This is a genomic window from Burkholderia sp. Ac-20353 (genome assembly GCF_017104785.1).
Taxonomy (GTDB): Bacteria; Pseudomonadota; Gammaproteobacteria; order Burkholderiales; family Burkholderiaceae; genus Burkholderia.
Genome location: NZ_JAAGPL010000024.1, coordinates 14,419 through 37,705, shown reverse-complemented (window position 1 = coordinate 37,705; position 23,287 = coordinate 14,419). Strand labels below are relative to the sequence as shown.

Here is a 23,287-nt window from a genome sequence, read left to right as displayed (position 1 = left end):
GACGTGAACCACGCAATCAGAATGACTGTTTCGGCTGATCGCGAGGGACGAAACAAACGTTTCGCTTGCCGGCCGATACACCTGGGGCCGCAGCTTGCGGTGAAGTTCTTGAGCAACGCATTCCCCGAAAATGCGGATCGAGACATCGTGTGCCGGTTGTACAATTTCGGCACCCGTCCGACCAAATCATCGAGGTTTGCAACGGACGCTACATCGCTGTTTGCTTCTGCTCACGCATTCCACGTATCAGGAGACCCACGATGAACGGCGACTTCACTGACCCAAAGCGTCCGGCGACGAATCAGGCATCTGATGTGACCAGCGTTCACCTCGACGCGGAAGACGACAGCGAACGCAATAACCCGCGCCACTATCAGCAGTACCCGATACTGACCAGCGCGGAAGTCGACAAGATGCGGCGATTCGCGAGTCCGTCGCTGCGTCGGGCCGGCGAAGAGCTTTATCGAGCGGGAAGCGTCAGCCCGGGGATGTTCGTTTTGCTGTCGGGTAGTGTCCGTGTGACGGGGCGCGACGGCCTCGGCCGCGAACGCGTGGTGCGGGCACGAATGCAGCCCGGCGAGTTCAGTTCGGATATCGGTCAACTGTCGGGAAAGCCCGCGTTGGTGGATGTGCGAGCGATCGACGATGTGGAAGCACTGCTGCTTCCCACCGAACGTCTGCGTGCGCTGATCATTGCCGAAGCAGACCTCGGCGAGAAGATCACACGCGCGCTGATTCTGAGGCGTGTCGCCGCCATCGAGCGTCAGTACGGTCCGGTCCTCGTCGGAACGTGCGGAAACGCGAGGCTCGTCGCGCTCGAAAATTTCTTGCGCCGCAATGGTCATCCTCACCTGACGCTCGACAGCGACCGCGATGCTGATGCCGTTGCGTTTCTCGAGCATCTATGCCCGAAACCGGACGACTTTCCGCTTGTGATCTGCCCGAATGGTCAGATGCTCCGCTGTCCGGACGAAGGCCAGCTGGCATCGTGCCTGGGGCTGATGCCCGAATTCGATCCAGCGCATGTCTACGACGTGATCATCGTGGGCGCCGGACCGGCGGGGCTGGCAGCATCCGTCTATGCCGCGTCCGAGGGGCTGTCTGTAGCCGTATTCGACTCCCGGGCACCCGGGGGACAGGCGGGAACCAGTGCCCGTATCGAAAATTACCTCGGGTTTCCGACCGGCATTTCCGGGCAGGCGCTTGCCGGGCGGGCTTTCAACCAGGCACAGAAATTCGGCGCTCATATCGGCATACCGTGCACGGCCAGGTCGCTGCAGTGCGATGCCGCTCCGCTCTCGATCGAACTGGAGGATGGCCGGCGCATCGCGGCACGTGCGGTGGTCGTCGCAAGCGGCGCGCGTTACCGGAGACCGGCATTCGAAGGCAGCGAGCGCTTTGAAGGTCGAGGCATCTACTACTGGGCGACGCCCATCGAAGCCCGCCTCTGTCGGAACGAACCGGTGATCATCATTGGCGGAGGCAACTCGGCCGGACAGGCGGCCGTGTTCCTCGCGTCTCATGCCGCACACGTTCATGTGCTGATTCGGGCGCCGAATCTCGATCAGAGCATGTCACGCTATTTGATCGAGCGCGTCACGTCGCTGCCGAACGTGACGATCCATTCGCATGTCGACGTCACGGCCCTCGACGGCGCGGAAAGGCTGGAGGAAGTGCGTTATCGCTCCCGTGACGATGGCGCCGAAATGCGACTTTCGGTCCATCATCTATTCCTGTTCACCGGTGCCGAGCCGAATACTGGATGGTTGAGCGGTTGCGGCGTCATGGTCGACAGCAAGGGGTTCGTTCTGACCGGCACCGACGTGCCAGGAAGTCACGATCGCACCCTCCCGCTGCAGACCAGTGCGCCGGGCGTGTTCGCGATCGGTGACGTTCGCGCCGGTTCAATCAAGCGCGTCGCCGCGGCCGTCGGAGAAGGCGCGGCAGCGATCGCACAGATTCACGGGTATCTCGACGTGCATTGACGAAGGCGGCCTGGCGACGCCACGTGGGCGCGGCGGCCGCCCGCGCGACGGCTGTCGCACGGGTCGCCGTCACGCGATCCGTCGGACGTTTCGCTGCGCACTCGGCTGATCCGAGTTGTCCTTCGCGACACGGATTGCGCTGTCGAAGCTGTATTCCGTTGCGACATGTCGGTTATCGACGCTGACGAACCAGCTTTCGCCCGAGACGCACCAGCGAATACGCCGCTCCTCGAGTAGCGAGGAGAACCAGCGCCAGACAGCCGCATCTTCGTCGTTGGCAGCGCGAGCCGCATTGATCCTTGTTTGTCTCATGTCGTAGTAGAGATCCATGCCTGCCTCGTCGACGGTACTCGACCTGGTTATCCCGATGTTCGTCAGCGTCCGGACACTCAAAGCTCCGCGTTCTTCGTCTCCGGCCCCATGAGCGCGCCGACGCAAGCGACGATCCCGCCGATCACGAGCAGCGCGATTGGTGCATATCGCGATGACATCAGGGCACCGAGCCAGTTCATGTAGAACGCGTAGAAAGACGGAATGATCACCGACAGGCTGTAGCCGACGCCGAACCCGGTGGCACGCACGCCCGTTGCAAAGCGTTCGTTGATATAGGTGACGATGACCGCCCACGCCGAACTGACGGTGATGGCAAGGCCGCAGACGAGCAAACCGATGTGAATGAGGCTCGCGCCCTTCGCTTCGATCAACGCGTAAAGCAAAGCCGCGCCGACTGTCGAGGAAAGCACGCCGATCGCAGCCAGCATCGTCCGTCTACCGATCCATTGCCCCAACATCCCGGCGCCGACATAGGCAAGACAGAGCACGGCGTAGGAGATCATCAGCGTAGCTGTCATCTCGAATGCCGAGAGGTGCAGTGTTTTCAGCAGGATGCCCGTCGGCAGAAACAATCCGACCACGTTTTGCGTGAGCCAGAAGCCGGTCATCATAAGAAGAACCTGCATCAGGTTTCGACACTGCTGACCGCTGACGAGTCGAGCCGCGGATGTTGCCTGAGGTTTGTGCGCCGATTTGCCGGCCCACACTTCGGACTCCGATACCTTTCGGACGTAATACACGGCCAGCAACGCGGCCATCGCCGCGCCGACGATGAATGGAATGCGCCAGCCCCACATGGCGTACGGCGAATCGGGGCCGCCGAGCGGGAACAATTCGAACATGACCATCGCCATGACGTTGATCGCGACATACGCAGCCGGGAATCCCGCCAGGATCAGGCCGCCCACCAGGCCGCGCTGCGCCTTCCGCGAGTATTCGATCGCGAGCGGCAGCGCGCCGGTATATCCGCCGCCGAGGAATATGCCGTCGACAAACCGCAGGAGGACCAGCAGCCAGTACGACGCGATGCCGATCGATGCGTAGCCGGGAATGAGGGCAATCAGCAAGGTCGCCACGCCGAATCCGGTCACCGACAGGATCGACGCGGTGCGTCGACCGACACGATCCGCGATCCGGCCGAACAGGATCGCGCCGAGCGGGCGACCCAGCAGCGTCGTGATGAAGACCAGAGACTCCAGAATTGCCTGGTGACCGCCGGACACATTCTTCGGCAGAAAATACGACTGTATCGGTGCGAGGATGATCACCGGCAGATAGATGTCGAACATGTCGATGAATTCGGAAAACACCGCGCCTTTGATGGCGCTCTTCCGTTTCTCGTCGATCGACTCGTCCATGGCCACATGTCTCGTGTGGCTAGCGCGCACAACTTCCATTCTCGTCTCCAGTTTCGTTTTCTCTCACGTGGCCTCCGCGCTGAATCGGCAGGCCGGGGCATGCCGTCGCGGGCCATGCGAACCGATCTAAGCGATATCCGTGCCAAAGGCCGTTTCGCTTCGCATCAAGCGTGAGCTGGGTGTGGGTCTGGTCGGCTTGAGCGGAAGTCGCGCGACTGCATTCATGTCGCTCTCACCGAACAGTGGCCGTGGCAAAGACACACCGTCGATCGCCTGTCGTTGCAGCCGACATATCGGCGTGTTCGGTTTCCGCGTGACCACGCGTCACTTTGTGGATTCGACGGATGACAGGAATCGGATCGTGCCGCAAACAGCGCGATCGACCGATGACGAATGAGAGGAATGGCTTGCCTCGGGAATCTGCAGAAGAATCATCTCGACTCGCGCAGACGAGCGACGTGGCGATACGCGCTTCCCGGAATGAGCGGATGTATCGTGCGGCGAAAACGGCGCGACGAATGCGTTCATCGCGATCGGTGAGCGATGAGCTGGCAGGCTCGGTACCGAGCAAGGGTTGTGCGGATCGGCGACAAAGTGTCGTCGGCGCGAACACCGGCCCTTCGCCGGACCAAGCAGGCAGACTGGCGAAGGGTGCGGGCTCGTTTTCCGGCGCCCCTCCGTCTTTGCTCCGCACAAAAACCGTAGAATCATTGTCCGCTTAGTCGGTCCGGGTGCAGCGAGTTTTCGCATGACACGGCTTGCCGATACGTGTGTCGCAGGTCCACACCCGGTGCAGCGTTGCGCACATCATTCGAAACAGACATGAGCCACCTTACCCATCTGAGAACGTTTCTCGACGCCTACCGATTGAAATCGTTCTCCAAGGCCGCCGACCAGTTGGGCATTACCCAGCCGGCGGCGTCGATGCATATCCAGGCGCTGGAGGCACTGGTCGGAAAGCCGCTGTTCGTCAGGCGCGCCCGTGGCGTGCTGCCGACGGAAGCCGCCGACGAGCTGGCGAGATCCGTTGCGCCGTATCTCGACGGACTCGAAACGAAGCTCGCGTCCTACCGGTCGGGCGCGTCACCCGGCGGTACGCTGCATCTCGTCGGCCCGTCCGATTTCATCTGCGCGCATGTGGCGTCGACGCTTGCCCCACTGATGGAGCAAGGCTTCCTGATTCGATTTCATATCGGCAACCGCGATCGCATCTACCAGTTGCTCAACGATGGCACGGCGGATCTCGCGATTACGGCGTCCATGCCGGATACGGCGTCGCACGGCTTTGCGCGTCTTCTGACTGAGCGCTTTCTGCTCGTTCTTGCGCCGGAACTCGCGGAACGGATCGGAAAACATCCGACGGCAGAAACGCTGTCCGCGCTGCCGATCATCGCCTACGACGAGGACCTTGCACTGATCCGCCCAGTCTGGACTTCCCTGTTCCAGATGGCACCGACGATTCAAGCATCGTTGACGATTCCCGACCTGCGGATCATCGAGCGCCTCGTGGCCGGCGGGCACGGCTGGACAGTCCTGCCGGACTATCTCTGCGCCGAGTCACTGGAATCCGGCCGCTTGATAGCGCTAACCGCATTGGAGACCGCGCCGACCAACAACCTGTATCTCGTCTGGAGCCAGAGCGCGATGCGAACCCCGCGTATCGTCCATGCGCGGGACTATCTGCTGCAGGCGTTCAACGCATCTTGATCGCAGTCACTCTGCCATAAGGGAAATTATCCCAGCGCGCAAAAAGCGTTATTTCATTTATGGCTGACGCATCCCTACACTAGGGTAATCCCGAGTGCCGCTCGGTTTCCCCCTCAACTTGTGCAGGTCCCGTCATGCCATTCGTCATTTACATCTTTGCACTGAGTGCGTTTGCGCTCGGACTGGCCGAGTTCGTCCCGATCGGGTTGACGGACGTGATGGCCGAAACGCTCGGCGTCGATATCGCCAAAACCGGCACGGCCATTACCGCATACGCGCTCGGCGCTACCTTCTCGGCCCCGATTCTGACCGCGCTGACCGCGAACTGGTCGCGCAAGCGCGTCATGCTCGCGACTACGCTCGTATTCGCCGCGGGAAGCCTCTTCGCTGCCACTGCCACCAACCTGCACATGCTGCTCGTTGCCCGCTTCGTCGCCGGCATCGGGCATGGGCTGTTCCTCGCCGTCGCATCGAGCACAGCGGCACGGCTTGCCGGTTCGAAGAAGTCGGGCAGCGCCGTTGCCGTCGTGTTCGGGGGCTTCACGCTCGCCATGGCGATCGGCGTGCCGGTCAGCACCTATCTCGGCGCGACGATCTCGTGGCGCCCGGTACTTGCCGCCATCGGTGCGTTTGGCGCGCTCGGCTTCGTTGGCCTGCTGATCGGCATGCGTGACCCGATCCACCCCGACCACGGTACCAGGCAATCGACGATGGCCGCACTCAAGGCGCTATTTAACGGCAAGCTGCTGGCCGGCGCACTCGTCACGGTGTTCGGCTACGCGGGATCGTTCGCTGCCTATACCTACATCGCGCCGATGCTGACCCAGGTGACCAAACTCAGCGCAAATACCGTCAGCATCTTCATGATGATCTACGGTGTGCTCGCGGCGGTCGGCAACGTCATGGGCGGCAAGATGACCGACAGGCTCGGAGTCAATCGCGCGAGCACATTGTTGATCGCCGGCATCGCTCTTGCCGTGCTGGGCATGTGGTTGTTCGTCTCGTCGCCGGTCAGCATGGCGGTACTCGTCGCATTGCTCGGCCTGTTCACGTTCGCGGCGGTGCCGGCACTGCAGGCGCGCCTGATCAGCGTTGCCGAGGCACACATCCCGAATGCCCATGGCGTAGCTGCGGGCCTGAACATCGCTGGCTTCAATTCGGGCATTGCGCTGGGCTCGCTGCTCGGCGGCGTGACGATCGACCATGTCGGTATCGCTTCGACCGGTGCGACCGGTGCGATCGCGTCGGCCATTGGCCTCGCACTACTGCTCACGCAGGTCGCTCGCGATACGGGAGGAAGCTATCGGTCGGTGCGGGGCGCCGGACACTGATTGTCGCGACGCATCGCGCGTCGGGTGAATGGTCGGGTCGCGGGATGGCCGGCAACACGGCCGTCACGCGACTCGGTGCTTTTCCGCCGCCCGCGATTCCCGACGCATCACGAATTGCTCGGCGTTTTCCTTCGCCATTCGAATTGCACAGTCGAAACTTCGATGGGTCGCAACGTGGCGGTTGTCGACGCTGACGAGCCAATTCTCTCCGGCGAGACACCAGCGAATGCGACGTTCCTCCAGCAACGGCGAGAACCATCGCCAGATCGCCGCGTCTTCGACGTTGGCGGCGTGCGCCGCCTCCACCCTGACCTTCTGCAAGTCGTCGAGAAGACTCATCCTCCGTCCTCCAGTCGACATTGACGCGCGGGACTCAGCCATCCAGCAACGCGGCGTTCAGTTCCGGCACGAGCGTGAACAGATCGCCGACGAGACCGTAGTCGGCCACGCCGAAGATCGGTGCTTCCTCATCCTTGTTGATCGCAACGATCACCTTCGAATCCTTCATGCCGGCCAGATGCTGGATCGCACCCGAGATGCCGACTGCGATGTACAGCTGCGGTGCGACGATCTTGCCGGTCTGGCCGACCTGGTAGTCGTTCGGCACATAGCCGGCGTCGACTGCCGCGCGCGATGCGCCGAGTGCTGCCGACAGCTTGTCGGCCAGCGGCTCCAGCACCAACGCGAAGTTCTCGCCGTTGCCCAGACCGCGGCCGCCCGACACGATGATGCTGGCGGACGTCAGCTCCGGACGGTCCAGCTTCGTCACTTCACGGCTGACGAACTGCGACTTGCCTGCGTCTGCCGCCGCTTCGATCTTCTCGACCGCTGCACTGCCGCCTTCTGCGGCAACCGGGTCGAAACCCGTCGCACGCACCGTAATGACCTTGATCGGATCACTCGACTGCACCGTCGCGATCGCGTTGCCCGCGTAGATCGGGCGCTCGAACGTGTCGGCCGAATCGACCGCCGTGATGTCCGAGATCTGCACGACGTCCAGCTTCGCGGCGATGCGCGGCGCGATGTTCTTGCCGTAGGCCGTGGCCGGCGCGAGGATGTGCGAATAGTCCTTCGCGATGTTCAGTGCGGTCGCTTCGACGTTCTCCGCGAGGCCTGCGGCCAGTTGCGGCGCGTCGGCCAGCAGCACCTTGCTGACGCCGGCGATCTTCGCTGCTGCGTCGGCAGCCGCCTGTGCGTTGTGACCCGCGACCAGCACGTGGATGTCGCCGCCGATCTTCGTGGCAGCCGCCACCGTGTTCAGCGTCGCCGCCTTGATCGACGCGTTGTCGTGTTCCGCAATCACCAGAATCGTCATTTCTCTGCGCTCCCTCTTACAGTACCTTGGCTTCGGTCTTCAGCTTCTCGACCAGCGTCTTCACGTCCGGCACCTTCACGCCGGCCGCGCGCTTCGGCGGCTCCGCCACCTTCAGCGTCTTCAGACGCGGCGTGACGTCCACGCCGAGGTCTTCCGGCTTCACGGTTTCCAGCGGCTTCTTCTTCGCCTTCATGATGTTCGGCAGCGTCACGTAGCGCGGCTCGTTCAGGCGCAGGTCGGTCGTCACGACCGCCGGCAGCGTCAGCGACAGCGTTTCCGCGCCGCCGTCGATTTCACGGGCGACCGTCGCACGGCCGTCGGCGATCGTCACCTTCGACGCGAACGTCGCTTGCGGGAGACCTGCCAGCGCAGCCAGCATCTGGCCCGTCTGGTTCGAATCGTCGTCGATCGCCTGCTTGCCGAGGATCACCAGCGAAGGCTGTTCCTTGTCGACCAGCGCCTTCAGGATCTTCGCGACAGCCAGCGGCTCCACGCCGTCGTTCGACTCGACGAGGATCGCGCGATCCGCGCCGATCGCCAGCGCCGTACGCAGCGTTTCCTGCGCTTGCGCGACGCCGACCGACACCGCGACCACTTCGGTCGCCACGCCCGCTTCCCTCAGGCGCACGGCTTCTTCCACCGCAATTTCGTCGAACGGGTTCATCGACATCTTCACGTTCGCGATGTCGACGCCCGTGTTGTCCGACTTCACGCGGACCTTCACGTTGTAATCGACCACTCGCTTCACTGGTACCAATATCTTCATAAAAGTCCTCAATCGTATGAGTGTCCTGTGGTAGGCGTGCCGACCGTGATCGGCGCCTGCCATTCGGCCAGTCAGCCCGAGCGAACCGTATCCTGATCACGCCGACCGGCGGACACGGTGGTGCCGGCGCCTTGAGGCGCCGGGCATCGACGGGCTATCGCGCAGCATCGCGCATCATGTTGCGCGCGATGACAATCTGCTGAATTTGCGTGGTGCCTTCATATATCCGGAACAGCCGGACATCGCGATAAAACCGTTCGATCGCATACTCAGATACATACCCCGCGCCGCCGTGGATCTGGACCGCGCGATCCGCGACGCGCCCACACATTTCGGATGCAAACATCTTGCAACAGGAGGCCTCGGTCGAGACATCCTCCTTGTTGTCGCGGCGGCGGGCAGCGTCGAGGACCATCGAGCGAGCCGCATAGATCTCGGCGCGACTGTCAGCCAGCATCGCCTGAACCAGCTGGAATTCCGCGATGGGCTTGCCGAACTGCCGGCGCTCCATCGCGTAGCGCAGGGCGTCGCCCAGCATCCTTTCGGCTGCACCGACGCAGATCGCCGCGATGTGAAGGCGCCCCTTGTCGAGCACCTTCATCGCCGTCTTGAAGCCCTCGCCTTCCTTGCCACCGATGACGCTGGAGGCCGGCACGCGACAGTTCTCGAATATCACGTCGCTGGTGTGCGCGCCGCGCTGGCCCATCTTCTTGTCACGCTTTCCCAGCGACAATCCGGGCGTATTTTTTTCGACGATGAACGCAGAAATGCCGGCTGTTCCCTTCGCCTTTTGATCGGTGCGGGCCATCACCGTATAGATGCCGGCCTCGGGCGCATTCGTGATGAATCGCTTGGTGCCGTTGATGATGTAGTCGTCGCCGTCCCGGACCGCGGTCGTCCGCAAGGACGCAGCGTCGGAACCGGCTTCGGGCTCAGTCAGCGCGAACGACGCTATCAATTCGCCCGATGCCAGCCTGGGCAAGTAGCATTGCTTTTGCGCGTCGGTGCCGTCGACGATCAAACCTTGTGAGCCGATGCCGTTGTTGGTCCCGATGATCGACCGGAACGCAGGCGACGTTCGCGCGATTTCGAATGCGACGAGCACCTCCTCTTCCATCGTCAGGCCGAGTCCACCGTATTCCTCGGGGATCGTCAGACCGAACAACCCGAGCTCGCGCATTTCGCCGACGATCTCGGCCGGTATCTCGTCGGTTTCGGCGACTTCGTCTTCGGCCGGCACCAGTCGCTCGCGCACGAAGCGCGACACCGAATCGAGAAGAAGAGAGAGTGTTTCCTGATCGCGAATCATCGTATTCCTGCTCAGCGATGGTGTGGCGCGCGTTACGTGCCGCCGCACCGGTTCGTCATCGTCGCCGGGTGGCGACGGATACTTGTCGGACACACGCCTCGAATCGAAGCCCCGTGCCGTATTCCAACGCGCCCCGCCATCGGCTGTCGTCGTCCGCGGGGCGTGTCGGCAGCGGATGGTGTCTGGGCCGGGCATCCCGCATCGACTCGCCGCACACCGACTGGCACGGCCGGCGCTCTGGTTGGCCCTGGCGTTCATCGCCCCCTACGGGTTCAGTCGGCGATTTCGATGGCGATCTTGCCGAACTGCTCGCCGGACGCCAGGCGATCGAGCGCGACACGTACGTCCGCCAGCGCATGGCGGGAATCGATGACCGGGCGCAGTGCCCGGCGTCCGACCCATTCCAGCAGAGCGCGGTATTCGTCGAAATTCCCGAGCGACGAGCCGAATATCTGCAATTGCTTCGCGAAGACGCGTCGCAGGTCGGCAGGCGGTTGATCGCCGGACGTCGCACCGCACGTCACGATGCGTCCACCGCGCGTCAACGATTTCAGCGCGCTCGCCCAGACGGCCTGCCCGACGTTCTCGATCACGACATCGACCCCGCGCCCGCCGGTGATCGCCATCACTTCCCTGACGACATCCTGGGTGCCGATGTTGATCGCATGATCGGCTCCGAGCTCGACGGCCCGCTTCAGTTTTTCGTCGTCGCGGGATGCGACGATCGCGCGTCCGCCTGCCAGCTTGACGAGTTGCAACGCAGCCAACGAAACGCCACCGCCGATGCCGAAGATCAGGACCGTTTCCCACGGCTCGAACCGGGCCTTCGTGAACAGCATCCGCCATGCGGTCAGGTGATTGACACCGAGCGCGGCCGCCTCGGCGAAATCGAGGGACTCGGGCATCGGGAACACATTGGCCGTCGGGAGGGAAATGTATTCGGCCAGGGTCCCGTCCCGATGCTCGCCGACGTATCGGATCGACGCGCACAGCGCCGAGTCACCGCGTCGGCAGAATTCGCAGCGCCCGCACGTGATGCCGGGATGCACGACGACGCGTTGCCCACGTGAACACGCCGGTTCCGTGTCGTCCACTTCCTCCACGGTACCGGCGCCATCCAGACCCAGTATCTGGGGCAATTGATGGGGAATGCCGGCGCCGCTGTCCCGCATGTACAGATCGACGCGATTGAGCGTTGCGGCCCGAAGGCGCACAAGCACCTCGCCCGGCGCGCGAACCGGCATCGGGCGCTCGCCGACCTCGACCACTTCATTGCCGCCATGTCCCGTAATGAATGCTGCCTTCACGATGTCTTCCTCACCCGGTCGATCGAATCAAAGCGCCACCGCGAGCCGCGTCGCCTGATCGATCGCGCGCAGTGCGTCGAGCTCGCTCGCGACGTCCGCGCCGCCAATCAGCTTCGGCGACAGCCCGCGCGCCCGCAGCGCCTCGTAGAGACTGCGATTGGCATTCTGGCCGGCACACAGGACGACATGATCGACGGGCAGGACGTGCGGCTTACCGTCGACGGTGTAGTGCAGCCCTTCGTCGTCGATCGCGTCGTACGTCGCGCCCGAGATCATCGCGACATTGGCCTTGCGGAGCTTGGCCTTCAGGATCCACCCGGTCGACTTGCCGAGCCCCTTGCCGAGCGGTTCGGCCTTGCGCTGAAACATGTGGATGCTGCGCGGCGGAGCGGCGTGAGCGGCAGCTGGCACGATGCCGCCAGCGACAGCATTGGCGGGATCGACGCCCCAGGCGCGGAAGAACGCCGACCTGTCGAGGGATTCTTCGGGATCGCCCAGCAGGAATTCCGCGACGTCGAACCCGATACCGCCCGCGCCGATGATGGCGACACGCTGGCCGACTCGGGCTGCGCCCGTGAGCACGTCGACATAGGAGACCGCCTTCGGGTGATCGACGCCGACGATGTCCGGCACGCGCGGCGTGACGCCCGTCGCCAGCACGATCTCGTCGAATTCGCCGCCGGCGAGTCCGTCCGCGGTGGCGGCTTCGCCCAGGCGTAGCGACACGCCGAGCCGTTCCAGACGGACGCGGAAATAGCGGAGCATCTCGTTGAACTCGGCTTTGCCGGGCACAACCTTGGCCATATTGAGCTGGCCGCCGAGCCGCGCGTCGGTTTCGAACAGCGTGACGTGATGTCCGCGCTCCGCGGCGTTCACGGAAAAGGCCATCCCGGCAGGGCCGCCACCGACCACCGCGATCCGCCTGGCGCGCGGCGCCGGACCGGCCGGGAACTCGATCTCGCGGCCCGCACGCGGATTGACGAGACAGGTTGCGGTGCGCTCGGTGAAGATGCGGTCCAGGCAAGCCTGGTTGCAGCCGATGCAGGTATTGATTTCGTCGACCGCGCCGACACGGGTTTTCTTCGCGAATTCGGGATCGGCCAGCAGCGGGCGCGCCATCGACACCAGGTCGGCGACGCCCGTTGCGATCAATTCCTCGGCGACCTCCGGCGTGTTGATCCGGTTGGACGCCATGACGGGAATCGAAATCGCCTGCTTGACGTTGCGGATCGCGTCGCGCCAGGCCGCTCGCGGCACCGACGCCGCGATCGTTGGCACGGAGGACTCGTGCCAGCCCACGCCTGTATTGATGAGATCCGCGCCGGCCGCTTCGATTTGCTGCGCGAAGGCCGCAATCTCAGCGCCAGTCATCCCGCCGTCAACCAGATCGATGGCGGAAATCCGGTAAATCAGCATCGGCCCATTGCCGAGTTGTTGACGAACCGCGCGTACCACTTCCAGCGGGAAGCGGATTCGACCATCGAAATCGCCGCCGAATTCGTCGCTGCGGTGGTTTGTGACGGCAGCCGTGAATTCGTTGATGAGGTAGCCTTCGGAACCCATGATCTCGACGCCGTCGTAACCGGCCTCGACAGCCAGTGCGGTAGTCCGTGCGAAATCAGCGATCGTCGTCCAGACCTCTTCGGTACTCAACGCACGAGGGGAAAACGCGTTGATTCTCGCCTTGCCGAGCGAGGGTGCGACGCAGTTCGGCACCTTCGCGTAGCGGCCTGCATGAAGGATCTGCAAGACGATTTTTCCGCCAGCCGCATGTACTGCGTGCGTCACCGCACGATGCTCGTCGATCTGGTCGGCTCGATCAAACAACGGCCCCCCCTCCTCCATGACGCCCTCGGGGTTCGGCGAAAAACCGCCGCTCAGAATCAACCCGATTTCGCCGGCAGCGCGTGCCGCGTAAAACGCGGCAAGGCGCTCGTGAGGCCGGTCAAGTGTTTCCAGTCGCGTGTGCATTGCACCCATCACCATCCGGTTGGGCAGCACAGCGGATCCGACGGTAAGCGGGGACAGAATCTTGTCGAAGGTCGCCATGGGGTGTCTCGTCATGTTGTAGTGCGGTGTATGGACACTCTAGGCCAGGTTTTAAATTACGTCAACATCATGATATATATTTTTATGAGCAACGAGGGCCATGTCCGCATCAAGTACACTGTGTGTTCATATGCGTGTGCGCCCATCACATCATGTAGATGTCGTATGTGTTCCTTGCCGGCAAGGGTGCTGCGTTGGCGGGGAACCTGCTTGACGGGTGTGATAGCCGGACCATCGACACGGCTGGCCAGGTATCGCGCATGGAAGGAACATGCCCGAGCGGTGTCGGCAGGCGGCAGCGCTCTCCACAATGCATGTTGGCGAGACCATGGCCACCGTAGAATAGCGGCATTAACGCGTTGCGGCACCAGCGCGAATTTCAGATCAGCTCATGACAAATTCCGACCCGTCCTACGATCAATCCGTCTCATCCATCCACAACCGCCTGTTCTTTCGGCTGTTCCAGGCAGGTAACACGCTCGACAGGCAGACGATCAAGGCGCTGGGTATCACGACCGTGCAGTGGTCGGTGCTGGGCGCACTGTCGCGCCCACAAGTGGTCGACGGAATGTCGTTCTCCGAACTCGCGGATTATCTGGTGGTCAGCCGCCAGAGTCTCGATGGGGTATTGAAGCGGCTGGAGCGTGAGGACCATGTCGTGCGCATTGCCGACACCGTCGACAGGCGTGCAAAAAAGGTCGTGCTGACGACCCAGGGCCGCGCGTTCTGGGATAGCCTGCAGCCCAAAATCTACGAGTTCTATCGGCAGGCATTGGCGAACTTTCGCTTCGACGACAAGGTGTCACTGGTTCACTTTCTGAATCAGCTGAACAACGGAATGAATGACGTGAACCTGGGCGAGTCGCTCTCGATCGGCGAGGCGAGCGATTCGGCGATATCAGCGCACGATTGAGCGGATGTGGCGGATCCGATGCGGGTCCGTCAGTGCTCATGAGCGTACGAGCAGGACATCTTCCCCAAATGTCGTGCAGGAAGGATGGCAACAAGCGCAGTTTCCGCATCCACCTGAACCCCGTTGTGTCGCCAGTCCTGTCGTTTCACCGATAGCGTCGACGGCTCGCCGCGTAGCGCAGCCGCCCTTGCCGTTGCGCCGCGTTCGGACAAGCCACGGTCGGTGGGCACGATACGCCGATATACGACTACAGGATGTCATTCTTTCCGCTCGGTTTCGCGGAATCTGGCTGAAATCTTGCATAATCAGAAAAAATATACATCAAGATATTGACGCATATGGATCCGCGTCGTATCGTGCAGCCGTCAACAGGATGCGGATAGGACGGCGCGCATGATTCGCTCTCGAGCATGAACGCCCGACCGAGGGAGACCGGCAATGGGCATGCGGACCACAGCCCGCACGAGCGACCGTGGGCGCGCAACCAGCTCGACGGCTGCGATTGTCGCGAGCGGGCGGCACGTCGTCACGGTCACTACCTTATCCAGAGCGCATCCGGCACCTGTGACGCGAATCAGCAGATGACGCGTTTCCTTCAGCGCGTGCAGGCTTCCAATGTGTTTGCTCAAACGGATGTTCACCATGACCTTCAGTCGAATCAGCGTCACCACCGGAGCGATTGCCCGGATCGTGCTCAATCGCCCTGACAAGCTCAATAGCTTCGACGAGGCGATGCTGCACGAACTCCATCGTGCGGTCGATCAGATCGAGGCGGACAAACAAGCGCGCGTGCTTGTCATCACCGGCGCCGGCCGCGCATTTTGCGCCGGGCAGGATCTCGCTGATCCCGCCATGCAGGCCGTTGACGGCAAGCAGCCTGATATCGGCAATCTGGTGGAGCGCCTCGTCAAGCCGCTCGTGATGAAAATTCAGAATCTGCCTGTGCCGACCGTGGCTGCCGTGAACGGACTGGCTGCGGGTGGCGGAGCCGGATTGGCCTTTGCGTGTGATCTGGTCGTCGCCGCGCGTTCGGCCTATTTCTTGCAGGCCTTCTCGAAGATTGGCCTGACTCCGGACACGGGCAGTACTTGGTTTCTCTCTCAACGAGTCGGCACCGCACGAACCATGGGCTTGACGATGCTCGCCGACAAGCTGCCGGCAGCCAAGGCCGCTGAATGGGGACTCATCTGGGACGTCCTGGACGATGCCGAATTCCCGGCCGGTGTCGACTCGCTGGTCCAGCGTTTGGCCAGCATGCCGACCAAGGCACTTGTTCGCACACGCCAGCTCGTCCAGGCCGCGAACGGCCATTCGCTTGAGCAGCAAATGTCGATGGAAGCCACCACCATTCGCGAAATGGGATGGAGCAAGGACTACGCGGAAGGCGTATTGGCATTCAGCGAAAAGCGGGAAGCCCGCTTCACCGGCGAATGATGTGAGGATGTCGCTGACAGCGCATCCGCCACGGACTTCGCGGCGGATGCGCGGATGGTCAGCGCCGTGCGTCGCCAATCGATCGAGATGCGCTGTCGAACGGCGACGCGGACGTCGTGGTTGTGTGACGCTCAGGCCGAGAACGAATGCTCGGGTGCGGGAAACGTGCCGGCCTTCACTTCCGACACATAGGCGCGAATGGCAGCGCCGATCGACGTCTGCCTGTCCATGAAATTCTTGACGAATTTCGCCTTTCGTCCGAGATACGTGCCGAGTACGTCATGCAGCACGAGCACCTGCCCCGAACAATGCACGCCCGCGCCGATGCCGATCGTCGGGACGGTCAGTCGCGCCGTCGCCTGAGCGGCCAGTTCGGCGGGAATGGCTTCCATGACGATCAGTTGTGCGCCGGCGTCCTGCATTGCCATCGCATCCTCGAGCAATCGCGTGGCTGCCGAATCGGTTCTGCCTTGAACGCGAAAGCCGCCGAGTGCGTGCACCGATTGCGGCGTCAGGCCGACGTGTCCGCATACGGGGATGCCGCGTTCGACGAGGAAGCGAATCGTCTCGGCAAGCCACGCGCCGCCCTCGAGCTTGACCATTTGCGCGCCGGCACGCATCAGACGTGCAGCGTGATCGAATGCATCGGTCGGTGTCGCATACGTACCGAACGGCATGTCGGTCACGACCATCGCGGTCCGGTTGCCGCGCGCGACCGATTCCGTGTGGTAGACCATGTGGTCGAGTGTGACCGGCAGAGTCGTCGAGTGTCCTTGCAGGACGTTGCCCAGCGAATCGCCGACCAGCAGCACATCCGTACCGCACTGGTCGAGCAGCGCAGCGAAAGTCGCGTCGTAGCAAGCGAGCATGGCGATCTTCTCGCCGGACGCGCGCATCTCATGCAGTCTGGGGATCGTGACGGTCTTGCGGTCGGGTTCTTGCAGGTAGGTCATGGTGAGCGTGATCAATTCGGGAATGGCACTGGTGCGCGCGCGTGTTTTCCCGCGGAGAGCGGGACGGAGCGGCAAGTGCACGGGTTCGTGCGAGACACACAAGCAGCCAGCACGGTCTCATCGAGGCCGGGTGGCGGATCGACAGTCGAAAGCGACAGGGCCGCAGCGCGATTGGCAGCGCGTTTGCGGAGACTCAGTCTATGCTTTTCGTCGCGCGATTTCTTACCAATTCACGCTTGATTTCAGGCCCGCTGTAGTACGATTTCCCTATCATTCTGGAGATGTGTAGTTGTTATGGTGCATGACCACGATCTCGACAAAACGGACCTGAAAATTCTCCGTGAACTGGCGGAGGACGGCAGGTTGAGTTGGCGCGAACTGGCCGAACGGATCGGTCTTTCGCTGACACCGACGCTCAGGCGCGTTCACAAGCTCGAGGAACAGGGGTTCATTCGCGGCTACGCCGCGCAACTGGACGAGCGCAAGCTGATAGGCGGGCTCAACGTATTCGTTGCAGTCACGCTTGAAAATCAGTCCGAGGCCGCGATCAAGCGTTTCGAAAAGGAAATCGTCGTCGCACCGGAAGTCATGAGCTGCTTCACGATGACCGGCGATGCCGACTTCATCCTGCGCGTCGTCGTGCACGACCTCGACTCGTATCAGAACTTTCTCACGAAGACGCTGACCCGGATACCCGGCGTCGAGCACATCCGTTCGAGCTTCGCACTGAAGACTGTGCTGAACCGGGCTTCGCCGATGCTCTAGCACGCGGTCGTCGCGGGCACCGCGACACGCCGGCAGGCGTGGTCGATGGTGCCGGGGCATGCGGCCGCACACCCGGTGCTGCGGCGTGCGCCTAGGGTGACAGCGGCTCGTCGGACTGCGCCTCCTCCATCATGCTCAAGCGCTTGTACAGGTAGGATCGCGAAATGCCGAGTTCCTCGGCAACCCGCTTCTTGTTGCCGCCGGTTCGCCGCATCGCGTCGCGAATGAGTTCGGATTCGACGCGTTCCTTGGCTTCCCGCATATCGACAGCACCCTTGTTCGGCACCGGTAATGCCTCCGCGGCCGGCTCGGCGAGCCGCGGCTGCACCGCGCCTTCCAGGCTGCCGAAGTCGGCGATCGACAGCACCGGCCCGTCGCAAAAAATCGCGGCGCGTTCGATTGCATGTTGCAATTGGCGAATGTTGCCTGGCCATTCACGCGACTGCAGGAAGTGGATGGCGGAGTCGGCGATCGATTTCTTTGGCGCACCGTGACGGATCGCGAATGCTTCCAGGAACGTATCGGCCAGCTCCGGGATGTCTTCGAGCCGCTCGCGCAATGCGGGCAAGCGCAAGGTTACGGCACTGATGCGATAGAAGAGATCGAGGCGGAAGCTCGAGCTGGCGATCATCGCCTTGAAATCCCGATTGCTGGCGGAAATCAGGCGGAAGTCGGAATGGCGTGCCCGGTCGCCGCCGATTCGCTCGAATTGCCCATCCTGCAAGACACGCAACAGCTTAACCTGCATGTCGATCGGCATGTCGCCAATCTCGTCGAGAAACAGCGTTCCGGTGTCCGCCGCTTCGAACTTGCCTTTTCTCCCCTTGCGATCCGCACCGGTGAACGCGCCAGGCTCATAGCCGAACAGCTCGCTTTCGACCAGATTGGGTGGCATCGCAGCGGAGTTCACGAGGACAAGCGGTTTGTCGCTGCGCGGACTGAGCATGTGGATCGCGTGCGCGACCATTTCCTTGCCGGTCCCGCTTTCGCCAACCAGCAGTACCGGCACATCGAGCGGCGCGACGCGCAGGATGTCCTCCTTGAGTCGCCGAACCGCCTCGCTACTGCCGACGATCTGATCGAGTCCGTAACTGCGGTTGCGAATGCCGGACAGTTCGCGCTTATAGAAATCGAGTTCCTGTTTGACGCGTGCGAGCTCGGCCGTCAACTCACGCATCGCTTCGGGTCCCTTGAACATCACCTGCCCGACCGCCGCTACCACGCGCTTGTTGCGATCGAAGATCGGCAGGCGCGAGACGACACGGGAGATGCCATTCATCTCCTGCAATTGGGCCACTTGCCCTTTCCCGGTCGCGACCACTTCATGCAGCTTGGTGTTCTCGATGACCGCCGTGACATGGCGACCGATGGCTTCGCCATGCTTCAGTCCGAAGAATTTTTCATGGACCGGGCTCATGTAGGCGATCTTGCCGGCCGTATCGACGACGATCATCGCCCTGTACGGGTCGGTGATGAAGTGCCTGAGGATGTCTTCTGCGACGTCTACGCCCGCAAGGAATTCGCTCAGCGCGTCGGCTTCCTGGAGCGCAAAGATCAGGAAGCACACCGCGTCGCGCGTGGGAATCGCCGCTACTGTCAGCGGGCGTTCGAACTCCGTCATCGCCGACAGGCGCTTGACCGGTGTGCGGTCCCGGTTACGCCACAGTCGACCTAGCGACGTCGAAACAAGCGCATCTCGGCCGAGACCGCTGGCAAACGTGGTGTTCCCGTCGTCGTCCAGGACGAGAATGCCTTCAGATTCGCGTTTCATGTCTCCCACCATGCCGAGGGTCTATCGGGACCCAGAAGTGTATTTGTCGACTACACATCTGTTGTCGAGCGCTGCGCCAAGTACAGCATGAATACAGTGCGATTCCAAGTCGACAACCATGTTTTCGCCGTCATCCCCCGCGCTGCCGGGTGCTGCGCGCCCGTCCACACTGAGTCTGCGGCAAACCGTATATAGATTAAGCAAATTTCGCGCCAAAAAGTTGGCACGGTCATTGCGTCAGTAGCGACACCAACCAAAATTTGATCGCAATGGACGCACTGAATACACTTCCGCTGGTTGTTTCCGGGTCAGGACTGCAATGCCTGCATGGCGTCCGGGTGCTCGACTTCACAACATCGGTGGCCGGCCCGTATGGCACGTTGCTGCTGGCTGACCTCGGCGCGGAGGTCATCAAGGTCGAAAAACGCCGGGGGGGAGACGACACTCGAAGCTGGGGGCCGCCGTTTCTCGATGGCGAATCGCTGTGGTTCCTGAGCATGAACCGGAACAAGCTGAGCATGACGATCGATCTGACCCGCGCCGAGGGTCGCCGGATCGCCCATGATCTGGTGCGGCAATCCGACGTCGTCGTGCTGAACACGACGCAGCGCGTGCAAGAAAAGCTCGGGCTCGACCACGCGACGTTGAAGACGGTGAACCCGGCGCTCGTTCATGTTTCCGTGACCGGCTTCGGTCTTCAGGGCGACCGGGCGGACCTGCCGTGCTACGACCTGATCGCGGAGGGCTATTCGGGCGTCATGCATCTCACTGGCCAGGCGGACAGGCCACCCCAAAAGGTTGGCACGCCCGCCGCCGACTTGCTTGCCGGTCAGGACATCGCGATGGCCGTGCTCGCTGCGCTGTTCGAGCGCCAGCGCACGGGCGCCGGAAAGCAGATCGACATCTCGATGGTTGCCACGTCCGCGCGCTTCATGGCGCCGAGAATCGTGCCTTACGTGGGTTCCGGCGAATCGCCGATGCGCTCGGGCGGCACGGATTCGGTCATCGCGATCTACCAGGTTTTCGATACGGCCGACTTCCCGATCACGCTCGGCCTCGGGAACGATGCGATCTGGCATCGGTTCTGGGCAGCCGTCGGCAAGCCTGAATATGGTCAGGAGTCCTGCTTCGACACGAATGCGAAGCGACGCCATGCCCGCGAGCGGATCGTTGCCGCGATCGCGGATGTGCTCGGCACGCAATCGCGCGACCACTGGCTGCCGTTGTTCGCCAGGCATCGCATTCCAGCCGGACCGATCAACACGATCGACCAACTGGTCGACGACGCGCCGCTGCGCGAGGACGGCATGTTCTTTGCCGCTCAAGGTGCGGCCGGCCGCGTGCCGCAGGTCGGCCTCGGCATCCGCTTCGATGGCGGCAGTGCGGTCTATCGCAGCGCACCCCCTGCCCTCGGGCAGGACACGGAACGCATTCTCAGGGATCACTTATCCATGTCCGCCATTTGCATCGCGGGCCTTATCGACGCAGAAATCGTTTGAACAGGAGACACAATGAACTATTCGGAAATCATCTACGAAGAAGACGGCCCGATCGGCACGATCACGCTCAATCGCCCGGACGACGGCAACATGTTTACGGAGACGATGTGCCACGAAATCCGGGATTGCATCAACGCGATCCGGCGCGAAACGCGCACGCGTGTGGTCGTGATCACGGGCGCCGGCGACAAATTCTTCTGTACCGGCGGGCGCAAGGAGGGAATGCCGGACACCACGCTCTATGCGGGCGTGCTGCCGACGCTGGAAATGTACGAGAGCATCGACCGTCTCCAGAAACCGGTGATCGCGTCGGTCAACGGTTTCGCAGTGGGCGGCGGCAACGTCCTTCAGGTGGTCTGTGATCTGACCATTGCCAAGGAATCGGCTGTGTTCCGTCAAGTCGGCCCGATGGTCGGTAGTTTCGACGGCGGCTACGGCACGTGGTACCTCGAGGACCTGGTCGGCAAGAAGCGCGCGAAGGACATCTGGTTCCGCAATCCGAAGATGAGCGCTCGCGAAGCGCTCGAGATCGGCCTCATCAATCGCGTCGTGCCGGACGACCAGTTGAAGGCGGCGACGCGTGAGTACGCGCTGGAAGTCGCCGAGCGCGGCGCATTTGCGCTTGCGTCGTTGAAGGGGGCGTTCAATGCACGCCATGGCGGCGTAAGCGGCCTGTCGCGCATGGCCCACGACCTGCTGCTGCGCGGCTATCTTGATACCGATGAGCACGACGAACTGGCGGCCGCATTCGCGGAGCGCCGCAAACCGGACCCGAGCAAGTTCGGGCATTGATGCACGGATGACGCCATGCAGAATATCCTGACCCTTCACAATCCGCAGAACGCACGAGATTACTACCTGTCCGGCGTCTGGCAGCAGGAGACGCTCTATACGCTCGCCCGCCGGCACGCGCGGGAGCGTCCGACGTCGTGTGCGTTGCGCGACGCCGATGTGCGCCTGACCTGGCGCGAGGTGGTCGACTGGGTGGACAGTGTTGCGGAAGCGCTCCACCGGCAGGGCCTGAAACCGGGCGACCGGGTCGGAATCTGGTTGCCCAACGTCGTGCATACGGCGATCGTCTTTCTGGCTTGCTCGCGTAACGGCTACGTATGCTGCCCGTCCCTTCACCAGAACTACACGGTCGAGGAGATCTGCACGTTGCTGAACCGCATTCAGTGCCGCGCGCTTTTCGCGATGCCTGGATATGGAGCGGACGCGGATTGTCACTCGATCTTTGCGCGCGTCGGCGAGATGCCGGCCCTCGCCGCGGTGTTTGCGCTTCCCAATCCGGTGCTGGATCAGCCGGCCGACCTTGCCGGCGTACTGCCGTTTCCGGGGCGTCAGCCGCCAGCGGCCGTTGCGCCCCCGGACCTGAACCCCGACAAGATCGTCTACCTGGCCTTTACGTCCGGCACCACCGGACAGCCCAAGGGCGTCATGCACAGCGACAACACGTTGCTGGCCAACGGGCGCGCGCTGGTCGAGGACTGGGGGCACACGTCGGATACGACGCTGCTCACGCTCAGTCCGATGAGTCACCATATTGCGACCGTCGCGATCGAGCAGATGCTCGTGGCCGGTCTCGAACTGGTCATGACGAATTTGCGCGGTGGCAAGCACGCGCTGGACTGGATTCTCGAGACCGGCGCGACCTATGTGATGGGCGTGCCGACCCACGCGATGGACATCCTGCAAGCCGTGCGCGATCGCAATCTGCGGACGCTGGGCGACGTGCGGACGTTTTACATGGCCGGGGCCGCCATTCCTCGGGAAGTCGCGCAAAAATTTCTCAGCGTCGGCGTGACCCCGCAAAACATCTACGGCATGACGGAAAACGGGTCGCACAACTATACGATCCCGACCGACACCCCGGACACCATCGTTTCGACGTGTGGCCGTGCGTGCCGGGGCTATGAAGTCCGCCTGTGGAAGCAGGACAACTCCGATGTCGAAGCCGAACTGGGCGAAATCGGGGAAATCGGCGGCCGTGGCGGACTCCTGATGCTCGGTTATTTCAGCAATCAGGTCGCGACGGAAACGTCGTTCAACATCCACGGATGGTTTATGAGCGGCGACCTCGGCATGTTCGACGAGAACGGCTGTCTCGTGATCGTCGGACGCAAAAAGGATCTGATCATTCGCGGCGGACACAACATCCATCCGGCCCGGATCGAAGAGCTCGCGATGCGTCATCCGCTGGTCGAGCGCGCCGCTGCGTATCCGGTACAGGACGAACGGCTGGGCGAGAAGGTTTGCCTGTCCGTGATCCTGCGTATCGGGCAGCGTCTCGAACCGAACGACATGCTGGCCCACCTCGCCGACTGCGGGCTATCGAAATACGACATGCCCGAGTACTACCTGTCGCTCGAAGCCTTTCCGCTGACCGCGAGCGGGAAAATTCTCAAGCGCGATCTGGTCGAGATGACGCTGCGAGGCGAGTTGAAGCCCGTCTCGGTCCGATACAAGGCGCCCGTTGCCGCAGGAGTCTGAAC

19 protein-coding genes are annotated in these 23,287 nt (G+C 62.5%); 9 read left to right on the top strand and 10 right to left on the bottom strand.

The window, feature by feature from the left end; all coding sequences use genetic code 11:
* Positions 1–260 precede the first annotated feature (260 nt).
* Complete coding sequence (locus tag G3N94_RS11195; protein WP_205792445.1) at positions 261–1,985, top strand: FAD-dependent oxidoreductase; 1,725 nt, start codon at positions 261–263, stop codon at positions 1,983–1,985.
* A gap of 69 nt (positions 1,986–2,054) precedes the next feature.
* Here G3N94_RS11195 and G3N94_RS11190 read toward each other — a convergent pair whose 3' ends face one another.
* Together G3N94_RS11190 and G3N94_RS11185 are read right to left on the bottom strand one after the other, a co-directional pair.
* The gene (locus tag G3N94_RS11190; RefSeq protein WP_205792444.1) at positions 2,055–2,315 is read right to left on the bottom strand and encodes a hypothetical protein; all 261 of its coding nucleotides are present in this window, start codon (positions 2,313–2,315) and stop codon (positions 2,055–2,057) included.
* 59 nt (positions 2,316–2,374) lie between these two features.
* Positions 2,375–3,676, bottom strand: a complete 1,302-nt coding sequence (locus tag G3N94_RS11185; protein WP_241021756.1) for an MFS transporter — start codon at positions 3,674–3,676, stop codon at positions 2,375–2,377.
* 798 nt (positions 3,677–4,474) lie between these two features.
* On the opposite strand from G3N94_RS11185, the gene G3N94_RS11180 reads away from it, so the two are divergent.
* Positions 4,475–5,383, top strand: a complete 909-nt coding sequence (locus tag G3N94_RS11180; RefSeq protein ID WP_241021755.1) for a LysR family transcriptional regulator — start codon at positions 4,475–4,477, stop codon at positions 5,381–5,383.
* 134 nt (positions 5,384–5,517) lie between these two features.
* Positions 5,518–6,714: an MFS transporter gene (locus G3N94_RS11175; RefSeq protein WP_205792442.1), complete on the top strand. Its 1,197-nt coding sequence runs from the start codon at positions 5,518–5,520 to the stop codon at positions 6,712–6,714.
* 63 nt (positions 6,715–6,777) lie between these two features.
* On the opposite strand, the gene G3N94_RS11170 is transcribed toward G3N94_RS11175, so the two are convergent.
* The 6 genes from G3N94_RS11170 to G3N94_RS11145 all read right to left on the bottom strand — a co-directional run bounded on the left by G3N94_RS11170 (position 6,778) and on the right by G3N94_RS11145 (position 13,460).
* A complete protein-coding gene (locus G3N94_RS11170; protein ID WP_205792441.1) occupies positions 6,778–7,053 on the bottom strand; it encodes a hypothetical protein in 276 nt (91 codons plus the stop codon).
* 34 nt (positions 7,054–7,087) lie between these two features.
* Entirely contained in the window at positions 7,088–8,029 is a 942-nt protein-coding gene (locus G3N94_RS11165; RefSeq protein ID WP_205792440.1) for an FAD-binding protein, read from the bottom strand.
* Between the two features lie 16 nt (positions 8,030–8,045).
* Positions 8,046–8,795: an electron transfer flavoprotein subunit beta/FixA family protein gene (locus G3N94_RS11160; RefSeq protein ID WP_205792439.1), complete on the bottom strand. Its 750-nt coding sequence runs from the start codon at positions 8,793–8,795 to the stop codon at positions 8,046–8,048.
* 154 nt (positions 8,796–8,949) lie between these two features.
* The gene (locus tag G3N94_RS11155; protein ID WP_205792471.1) at positions 8,950–10,104 is read right to left on the bottom strand and encodes an acyl-CoA dehydrogenase family protein; all 1,155 of its coding nucleotides are present in this window, start codon (positions 10,102–10,104) and stop codon (positions 8,950–8,952) included.
* A 272-nt stretch (positions 10,105–10,376) separates the two neighbouring features.
* A complete protein-coding gene (locus tag G3N94_RS11150; RefSeq protein WP_346778685.1) occupies positions 10,377–11,372 on the bottom strand; it encodes a zinc-binding dehydrogenase in 996 nt (331 codons plus the stop codon).
* Between the two features lie 66 nt (positions 11,373–11,438).
* Positions 11,439–13,460, bottom strand: coding sequence for an NADPH-dependent 2,4-dienoyl-CoA reductase (locus G3N94_RS11145; protein ID WP_205792437.1), 2,022 nt, complete (start codon positions 13,458–13,460; stop codon positions 11,439–11,441).
* Between the two features lie 391 nt (positions 13,461–13,851).
* Here G3N94_RS11145 and G3N94_RS11140 point away from each other — a divergent pair, with 391 nt between their 5' ends.
* On the top strand, positions 13,852–14,373 hold the full coding sequence (locus G3N94_RS11140; RefSeq protein ID WP_205792436.1) for a MarR family transcriptional regulator: 522 nt from the start codon (positions 13,852–13,854) through the stop codon (positions 14,371–14,373).
* A 642-nt stretch (positions 14,374–15,015) separates the two neighbouring features.
* Complete coding sequence (locus G3N94_RS11135; RefSeq protein WP_205792435.1) at positions 15,016–15,807, top strand: enoyl-CoA hydratase-related protein; 792 nt, start codon at positions 15,016–15,018, stop codon at positions 15,805–15,807.
* Between the two features lie 131 nt (positions 15,808–15,938).
* Here the strand turns inward: G3N94_RS11135 and panB are convergent, their stop codons facing one another.
* Positions 15,939–16,760: a 3-methyl-2-oxobutanoate hydroxymethyltransferase gene (gene panB, locus G3N94_RS11130; RefSeq protein ID WP_205792434.1), complete on the bottom strand. Its 822-nt coding sequence runs from the start codon at positions 16,758–16,760 to the stop codon at positions 15,939–15,941.
* A 294-nt stretch (positions 16,761–17,054) separates the two neighbouring features.
* Between panB and G3N94_RS11125 the strand changes: the two genes are divergently transcribed.
* Positions 17,055–17,525 carry an Lrp/AsnC family transcriptional regulator gene (locus G3N94_RS11125; RefSeq protein WP_205792433.1) on the top strand — a complete coding sequence of 157 codons (471 nt, stop codon included), beginning with the start codon at positions 17,055–17,057 and terminating at the stop codon, positions 17,523–17,525.
* A gap of 91 nt (positions 17,526–17,616) precedes the next feature.
* On the opposite strand, the gene G3N94_RS11120 is transcribed toward G3N94_RS11125, so the two are convergent.
* On the bottom strand, positions 17,617–19,296 hold the full coding sequence (locus tag G3N94_RS11120) for a sigma 54-interacting transcriptional regulator (RefSeq protein ID WP_205792432.1): 1,680 nt from the start codon (positions 19,294–19,296) through the stop codon (positions 17,617–17,619).
* 269 nt (positions 19,297–19,565) lie between these two features.
* Between G3N94_RS11120 and G3N94_RS11115 the strand changes: the two genes are divergently transcribed.
* Genes G3N94_RS11115 through G3N94_RS11105 form a run of 3 tightly spaced genes read left to right on the top strand, consistent with a single transcriptional unit; the run spans position 19,566 to position 23,285 of the window.
* Complete coding sequence (locus tag G3N94_RS11115) at positions 19,566–20,795, top strand: CoA transferase (RefSeq protein ID WP_205792431.1); 1,230 nt, start codon at positions 19,566–19,568, stop codon at positions 20,793–20,795.
* 12 nt (positions 20,796–20,807) lie between these two features.
* Positions 20,808–21,587, top strand: a complete 780-nt coding sequence (locus G3N94_RS11110; protein WP_205792430.1) for an enoyl-CoA hydratase-related protein — start codon at positions 20,808–20,810, stop codon at positions 21,585–21,587.
* 15 nt (positions 21,588–21,602) lie between these two features.
* Positions 21,603–23,285: a class I adenylate-forming enzyme family protein gene (locus G3N94_RS11105; RefSeq protein WP_205792429.1), complete on the top strand. Its 1,683-nt coding sequence runs from the start codon at positions 21,603–21,605 to the stop codon at positions 23,283–23,285.
* The last annotated feature ends 2 nt before the right edge of the window (positions 23,286–23,287 follow it).

What these genes read in the sequence shown, in the direction of transcription:
- G3N94_RS11195 (WP_205792445.1), top strand. Translation starts at nt 261, where the DNA reads ATGAACGGCGACTTCACTGACCCAAAGCGTCCGGCGACGAATCAGGCA.
- G3N94_RS11190 (WP_205792444.1), bottom strand. Translation starts at nt 2,315, where the DNA reads ATGGATCTCTACTACGACATGAGACAAACAAGGATCAATGCGGCTCGC.
- G3N94_RS11185 (WP_241021756.1), bottom strand. Translation starts at nt 3,676, where the DNA reads ATGGACGAGTCGATCGACGAGAAACGGAAGAGCGCCATCAAAGGCGCG.
- G3N94_RS11175 (WP_205792442.1), top strand. Translation starts at nt 5,518, where the DNA reads ATGCCATTCGTCATTTACATCTTTGCACTGAGTGCGTTTGCGCTCGGA.
- G3N94_RS11170 (WP_205792441.1), bottom strand. Translation starts at nt 7,053, where the DNA reads ATGAGTCTTCTCGACGACTTGCAGAAGGTCAGGGTGGAGGCGGCGCAC.
- G3N94_RS11165 (WP_205792440.1), bottom strand. Translation starts at nt 8,029, where the DNA reads ATGACGATTCTGGTGATTGCGGAACACGACAACGCGTCGATCAAGGCG.
- G3N94_RS11160 (WP_205792439.1), bottom strand. Translation starts at nt 8,795, where the DNA reads ATGAAGATATTGGTACCAGTGAAGCGAGTGGTCGATTACAACGTGAAG.
- G3N94_RS11155 (WP_205792471.1), bottom strand. Translation starts at nt 10,104, where the DNA reads ATGATTCGCGATCAGGAAACACTCTCTCTTCTTCTCGATTCGGTGTCG.
- G3N94_RS11145 (WP_205792437.1), bottom strand. Translation starts at nt 13,460, where the DNA reads ATGGCGACCTTCGACAAGATTCTGTCCCCGCTTACCGTCGGATCCGCT.
- G3N94_RS11140 (WP_205792436.1), top strand. Translation starts at nt 13,852, where the DNA reads ATGACAAATTCCGACCCGTCCTACGATCAATCCGTCTCATCCATCCAC.
- G3N94_RS11135 (WP_205792435.1), top strand. Translation starts at nt 15,016, where the DNA reads ATGACCTTCAGTCGAATCAGCGTCACCACCGGAGCGATTGCCCGGATC.
- panB (WP_205792434.1), bottom strand. Translation starts at nt 16,760, where the DNA reads ATGACCTACCTGCAAGAACCCGACCGCAAGACCGTCACGATCCCCAGA.
- G3N94_RS11125 (WP_205792433.1), top strand. Translation starts at nt 17,055, where the DNA reads ATGGTGCATGACCACGATCTCGACAAAACGGACCTGAAAATTCTCCGT.
- G3N94_RS11120 (WP_205792432.1), bottom strand. Translation starts at nt 19,296, where the DNA reads ATGAAACGCGAATCTGAAGGCATTCTCGTCCTGGACGACGACGGGAAC.
- G3N94_RS11115 (WP_205792431.1), top strand. Translation starts at nt 19,566, where the DNA reads ATGGACGCACTGAATACACTTCCGCTGGTTGTTTCCGGGTCAGGACTG.
- G3N94_RS11110 (WP_205792430.1), top strand. Translation starts at nt 20,808, where the DNA reads ATGAACTATTCGGAAATCATCTACGAAGAAGACGGCCCGATCGGCACG.
- G3N94_RS11105 (WP_205792429.1), top strand. Translation starts at nt 21,603, where the DNA reads ATGCAGAATATCCTGACCCTTCACAATCCGCAGAACGCACGAGATTAC.